This window comes from Pseudomonas sp. AC463 (assembly GCF_979253585.1).
Genome location: NZ_CEEDDZ010000463.1, coordinates 1 through 287 on the forward strand (window position 1 = coordinate 1; position 287 = coordinate 287).

At 69.0% G+C, this 287-nt stretch carries 1 pseudogene; it reads left to right on the forward strand.

Going from position 1 to position 287, the window contains the following annotated elements:
• Positions 1-287 (forward strand): annotated as a pseudogene (locus tag AC0IYH_RS30985) (hypothetical protein); the annotation flags it as partial.

The following is a 287-nucleotide window of genomic DNA, read 5'->3' on the forward strand; positions in this document are numbered from 1 at the left end:
CGACCGGTACGGGGCGGAGACGCTGCTGGGGGCGCGGCGGACGACGATCGAGGAAGCGGCTCCGGCGCGGGAGATTCCGCTGGAGGCGATGATCGAACGCGAGCCGATCACCGTCATCCTGTCCCGGCGCGGCTGGATACGCGCGCTGCGCGGGCACAACGACCTGTCCGCGCCGGATACGATGAAGTTCAAGGAGGGCGACGGTCCCGCCTTCGCCTTTCATGCGCAGACCACCGACAAGCTGTTGATGGCGGCTGAGAACGGGCGGTTCTACACGCTGGCGGCGG